The organism is Amycolatopsis rhizosphaerae, from assembly GCF_007713715.1.
In the GTDB taxonomy this organism is placed as follows: Bacteria; Actinomycetota; Actinomycetes; order Mycobacteriales; family Pseudonocardiaceae; genus Amycolatopsis_E; species Amycolatopsis_E rhizosphaerae.
In genome coordinates, this window is record NZ_VJWX01000476.1 from 1 (window position 1) to 5,418 (window position 5,418).

Below are 5,418 nucleotides of genomic sequence, written 5' to 3' on the forward strand. Positions count from 1 at the left end.
ACCGCATCGTCATCAACACCCACCTCAAGCGCACCCGCGGCGGGAAGATCTCCTTCACGCACCTCATCGGGTACGCGATGGTCCGTGCGCTGCGCGACTTCCCGAACATGAACCGGCACTACGAGCTGATCGAAGGCAAGCCCTTCGCCGTCACGCCGGAACACGTCAACCTCGGCCTCGCCATCGACATGAAGGGCAAGGACGGCAGCCGCACCCTCGTCGTCGCCTCCATCAAGAACACGGAGAACATGTCGTTCCTCCAGTTCTGGCAGGCCTACGAGGAGATCGTCAAGAAGGCACGCAACAACAAGCTCACCGCGGACGACTTCTCCGGCACCACCATCTCGCTGACCAACCCGGGCGGCATCGGCACCAACCACTCCGTGCCGCGGCTGCAGGCGGGCCAGGGCGCGATCATCGGTGTGGGTGCCATGCAGTACCCCGCGCATTTCGAGGGCACCAGTGAGAAGACGCTGGTCGACCTGGGCGTCAGCAAGATCATGACGCTGACCTCGACCTATGACCACCGGATCATCCAGGGGGCGGAGTCCGGAGAGTTCCTCAAGCGCATCCACGAGCTGCTGCTCGGCGGCGACGGCTTCTACGACGACATCTTCACCTCCCTGCGGCTGCCCTACGAGCCGATCCGCTGGGTGGAGGACATTCCCGAGGGCGGGATCGACAAGACCGCCCGGGTGCTCGAGCTGATCGACGCCTACCGGATGCGCGGCCACCTGATGGCCGACACCGACCCGCTGAACTACCGCCAGCGCCGCCACGAGGACCTCGACGTCCTCTCCCACGGCCTGACCCTGTGGGACCTCGACCGCGAGTTCGCCGTCGGCGGCTTCGCCGGCAAGGAGCGGATGAAGCTGCGCGACGTGCTGGGCGTGCTGCGCGACTCCTACTGCCGCACGGTGGGCGTCGAGTACACCCACATCCTGGACCCGGACGAGCGCCGGTGGATCCAGGAACGCGTCGAGGTGCCGCACGCCAAGCCCGACCAGGCCGTGCAGAAGTACATCCTGTCGAAGCTCAACGCGGCCGAGGCGTTCGAGACCTTCCTGCAGACCAAGTACGTCGGCCAGAAGCGGTTCTCGCTGGAAGGCGGCGAGACGGTGATCCCGCTGCTGGACACCGTGCTGGACAAGGCAGCCGAGCACGAGCTCGACGAGGTCGTCATCGGCATGCCGCACCGCGGCAGGCTCAACGTGCTGGCCAACATCGTGGGCAAGCCGATCTCCCAGATCTTCCGGGAGTTCGAGGGCAACCTCGACCCGGGCCAGGCGCACGGCTCCGGTGACGTCAAGTACCACCTGGGCGCCGAAGGCAAGTACTTCCGGATGTTCGGCGACGGCGAGACCAAGGTGTCGCTCACCGCGAACCCGTCCCACCTGGAGACGGTGGACCCGGTGCTGGAGGGCATCGTCCGCGCCAAGCAGGACATCCTCGACAAGGGTGACCGCGACTCCGGCGGCTTCACCGTGCTGCCGGTGCTGCTGCACGGTGACGCGGCGTTCGCGGGCCAGGGCGTGGTGGCGGAGACGCTGAACCTGGCGCTGCTGCGCGGTTACCGCACCGGCGGCACCGTGCACGTCATCATCAACAACCAGGTCGGGTTCACCACCGCGCCGGAGAACTCGCGCTCCTCGCAGTACGCCACCGACGTGGCGAAGATGATCGGCGCGCCGATCTTCCACGTCAACGGCGACGACCCGGAGGCCGCGCACTGGGTGGCCAAGCTGGCCGTGGAGTACCGCCAGGCGTTCAACAAGGACGTCGTGATCGACATGATCTGCTACCGGCGGCGCGGGCACAACGAGGGCGACGACCCGTCGATGACCCAGCCGGCGATGTACGACATCATCGACACGAAGCGTTCGGTGCGGAAGACCTACACCGAATCGCTGATCGGCCGCGGCGACATCTCGGTGGAAGAGGCCGAGGCCGCGCTGCGGGACTTCTCCAGCCAGTTGGAGCACGTCTTCAACGAGGTCAGGGAACTGGAGAAGCACCCGATCACGCCGAGCCCGTCCGTCGAGGAGGAGCAGCAGGTCCCGGCCAAGGTGCCGACCGCGGTGCCGCGCGAAACCGTCGAGCACATCGGCGACGCCTTCCTCAACGTGCCCGACGGCTTCAACCCGCACCCGCGCGTCAAGCCGGTGCTGGAGCGCCGCGCGAAGATGGCGCGCGAAGGCGGCATCGACTGGGCGTTCGGCGAGCTGCTCGCGTTCGGTTCGCTGGCGATGGAGGGCAGGCTGGTCCGGCTGTCCGGGCAGGACTCCCGCCGCGGCACCTTCACCCAGCGGCACTCGGTGCTCATCGACCGCAAGAACGGCCGTGAGTACGCCCCGCTGCAGAGCCTCGGCAAGGACCAGGGCCGGGTGATGATCTACGACTCGGCGCTGTCGGAGTACGCGGCGGTCGGCTTCGAGTACGGCTACTCGGTGGCCAACTCGGAGGCGCTGGTCCTGTGGGAGGCGCAGTTCGGCGACTTCGTCAACGGCGCGCAGACCGTCATCGACGAGTACATCTCCTCCGGTGAGGCCAAGTGGGGGCAGCGCTCCGACCTGGTGCTGCTGCTGCCGCACGGTCACGAGGGTCAGGGCCCGGACCACACCTCGGGCCGGATCGAGCGATTCCTGCAGCTGTGCGCGGAGAGCTCGATGACGGTCGCGGTGCCCTCCACCCCGGCGAACTACTTCCACCTGCTGCGCCGGCACGCGCTGGACGGCATCCAGCGCCCGCTGATCGTCTTCACCCCGAAGTCGATGCTGCGGAACAAGGCGGCCACCTCCCTGGTCGAGGACTTCATCGGCCAGACGAAGTTCATGTCGGTGATCGACGACGTCGAGGTGGACCCGGCGAAGGTCCGCAAGGTGCTGCTGACCTCCGGCAAGCTGTACTGGGAGCTGGTGGCCGAGCGGGCCAAGCGTGGCGCCGACGACGTGGCGATCGTGCGGATCGAGCAGTACTACCCGCTGCCGATGAAGAAGCTGCGGGCCGCGCTCGAGCGCTACACCGCTTCGCCGCAGGTGGCCTGGGTGCAGGAAGAGCCGGAGAACCAGGGTGGCTGGCCGTTCTTCGGCCTGCACCTGCCGCGCAAGTTCCCGGAGCTGCTGTCCGGTCTGGACGTGGTGGCGCGCCGCCCGATGGCGGCCCCGTCCGCCGGTTCGTCCAAGGTGCACGACGTCGAGCAGAAGGCGCTGATCGCCAAGGCGTTCAGCTGATCGCGCTCGGCTCCCGTACGTGAGAGGTGCCCCCTCCCGGTTCGCCGGGAGGGGGCACCTTTCCTTTGGTGGGCCGGAAAACCGGCTCGGAGCGTTCTTCTAGAACACGGTGTAGAGCAGGACGTTCGGCGAGCCGCTGCCCGCGCCGGTCACCTTGCCGGTGGTGCCGGCGGCGACCAGGGCGTTGCGGACGGTCGCCGGGGACGCGGAGGTGTGCGTCGCCAGGTAGAGCGCCGCCGCACCGGTGACGTGCGGGGTGGCCATCGACGTGCCGCTGATCGTGTTCGTCGCGGTCGTGCTGCCGATCCAGTCGGACTTGATGCTGCTGCCGGGGGCGAAGATGTCCAGGCAGCTGCCGTAGTTGGAGTAGCTGGCGCGCGCGTCGCTGCTCGTCGTCGCCCCGACCGTGATCGCCTCCGCGGTGCGGGCCGGCGAGGAGTTGCAGGCGCTGGTGCTGTCGTTGCCCGCGGCGACGGCGTAGGTCACGCCCGAGGCGATCGAGTTCTTCACCGCGTTGTCCACCGAAGTGGACGCGCCACCGCCGAGGCTCATGTTCGCCACGGCCGGTTTGATCGCGTTCTGGGTGACCCAGTCGATCCCGGCGATGACCCCGGCGTAGGTGCCCGATCCCGAGCAGTCGAGCACGCGGACCGCGGTCAGCTGCACGCCCTTGGCCACGCCGTAGGCGCTGCCGCCGACTGTGCCCGCGACGTGGGTGCCGTGGCCGTTGCAGTCGGTGGCGTCGCTGTCGTTGTCGACGAAGTCGTAGCCCGATTTGGCGCGCCCGCCGAAGTCGCTGTGGGTGAGGTTGATACCGGTGTCGATGATGTAGGCGTGCACGTTCGACGCGGTGGTCGAGTACGTGTAGCTGCTGTTCAGCGGCAGCGAGCGCTGGTCGATGCGGTCCAGCCCCCAGGAGGGCGGGTTCGTCTGCGTGGCGGTGGTGTGGAACGTGCGGTTCTGCTCGACGTAGGCGACCGCCGGGTCGGCGGCGATCCGCTTCGCCTGGCTTTCGCTCATCGTGGCCGAGTAGCCGTGGAGGGCCGAGGTGAACTGCCGGTGGACCTGACCACCGAGGCGTCCGGCGAGGGTCTGGACCGGGGTCGCGGTGTCCTTCAGCACCACGATGTAGCTGTCCTTGATCACGTCGGCGCCTCCGGCTCCGACGATCGATCCTTCCTTCGCCATGGCGGGAGCACTCGTGGCGACGGCCGCGACGGTGGCCACGGCGGCGGCAAGGCCGAACGTGGCGAGTGCCTTGAGCCGGCGGGGAGAGGGTTTGCGCACGGTTTCCGTCCTCCTTGGCAGGGTCGGCCCGGCGTGGATCGCCGGACCGCAAGGGGTGAAAAGCATTCATGTAGCGAATGCATCACTGACGGTAAAACCGGGCATTCCCTCGAAGGAAGACCTTGTTTTCGACCGGAAAAACCGGTATGAACCACCTCGAAACAGGCGAAATCACTCGATCAGCTCCCACCGAAAGTAGGAGACTTCGGGAGCAAGGGATCTTTACTACGGAACCTCTGGAGCAAATCCACCTTGCTCCAGTTCTGCCCGCTTCTCCAGGACGTCGAGAATCTGACGCGCGGTCACCACACCCACCACCCGGCCGTGCTCATCCACGGTGACACCGAGTCCGGCGGGCGAGGACAGGGCCGCGTCGAGCGCCCCCCGGAGGGGTCCGCCCTGCCGGTAGAGCGAACCACCGGCCGCGAGATCCGCTTCGGCGAGCAGACCGTCCACAGTGGATTCCGGCCGGACCCAGCCGCGCGGCCGCCCCTCCGCGTTCACCGCGAGCAGCCAGTCCACCACCGGGCCGGGCACCGGCTCTCCGATCCTCACCGTGGCAACGGTTTCCACTGCGACACCAGAAGGATCCACAAAGGACAAACCGCGATAACCGCGGTCCCGGCCGACGAAGGAGGCGACGAAATCGTCCACCGGATGCCGCAGGACCTCGGCGGGGCTGCCGTACTGGGCCAGCCGTCCGCCCACCCGCAGCACGGCCACCCGGTCCCCGAGGCGCACCGCCTCGTCGATGTCGTGCGTGACGAACACGATGGTCTTGCCGAGCTGAGACTGCAGGCGCAGAAGCTCGTCCTGCAACCCCTCCCGCACCACCGGGTCCACCGCGGAGAACGGCTCGTCCATGAGCAGGACGGGGGAATCCGCGGCCAGCGCCCTGGCC

Annotated in this window: 2 protein-coding genes and 1 pseudogene; 1 reads left to right on the forward strand and 2 read right to left on the reverse strand. The window is 67.8% G+C overall.

Annotated features, from left to right (window positions below; all coding sequences use genetic code 11):
* On the forward strand, positions 1-3,230 hold a 3,230-nt coding region (locus FNH05_RS30980), incomplete at its 5' end, for a multifunctional oxoglutarate decarboxylase/oxoglutarate dehydrogenase thiamine pyrophosphate-binding subunit/dihydrolipoyllysine-residue succinyltransferase subunit (RefSeq protein ID WP_144592404.1).
* A 108-nt stretch (positions 3,231-3,338) separates the two neighbouring features.
* On the opposite strand, the pseudogene FNH05_RS30985 reads toward FNH05_RS30980, so the two are convergent.
* A pseudogene (locus tag FNH05_RS30985) lies at positions 3,339-4,517 on the reverse strand (S8 family peptidase); the annotation flags it as partial.
* A 225-nt stretch (positions 4,518-4,742) separates the two neighbouring features.
* Positions 4,743-5,418, reverse strand: a 676-nt coding sequence (locus FNH05_RS30990; protein WP_483964236.1) for an ATP-binding cassette domain-containing protein, incomplete at its 5' end; no start/stop codon positions are given.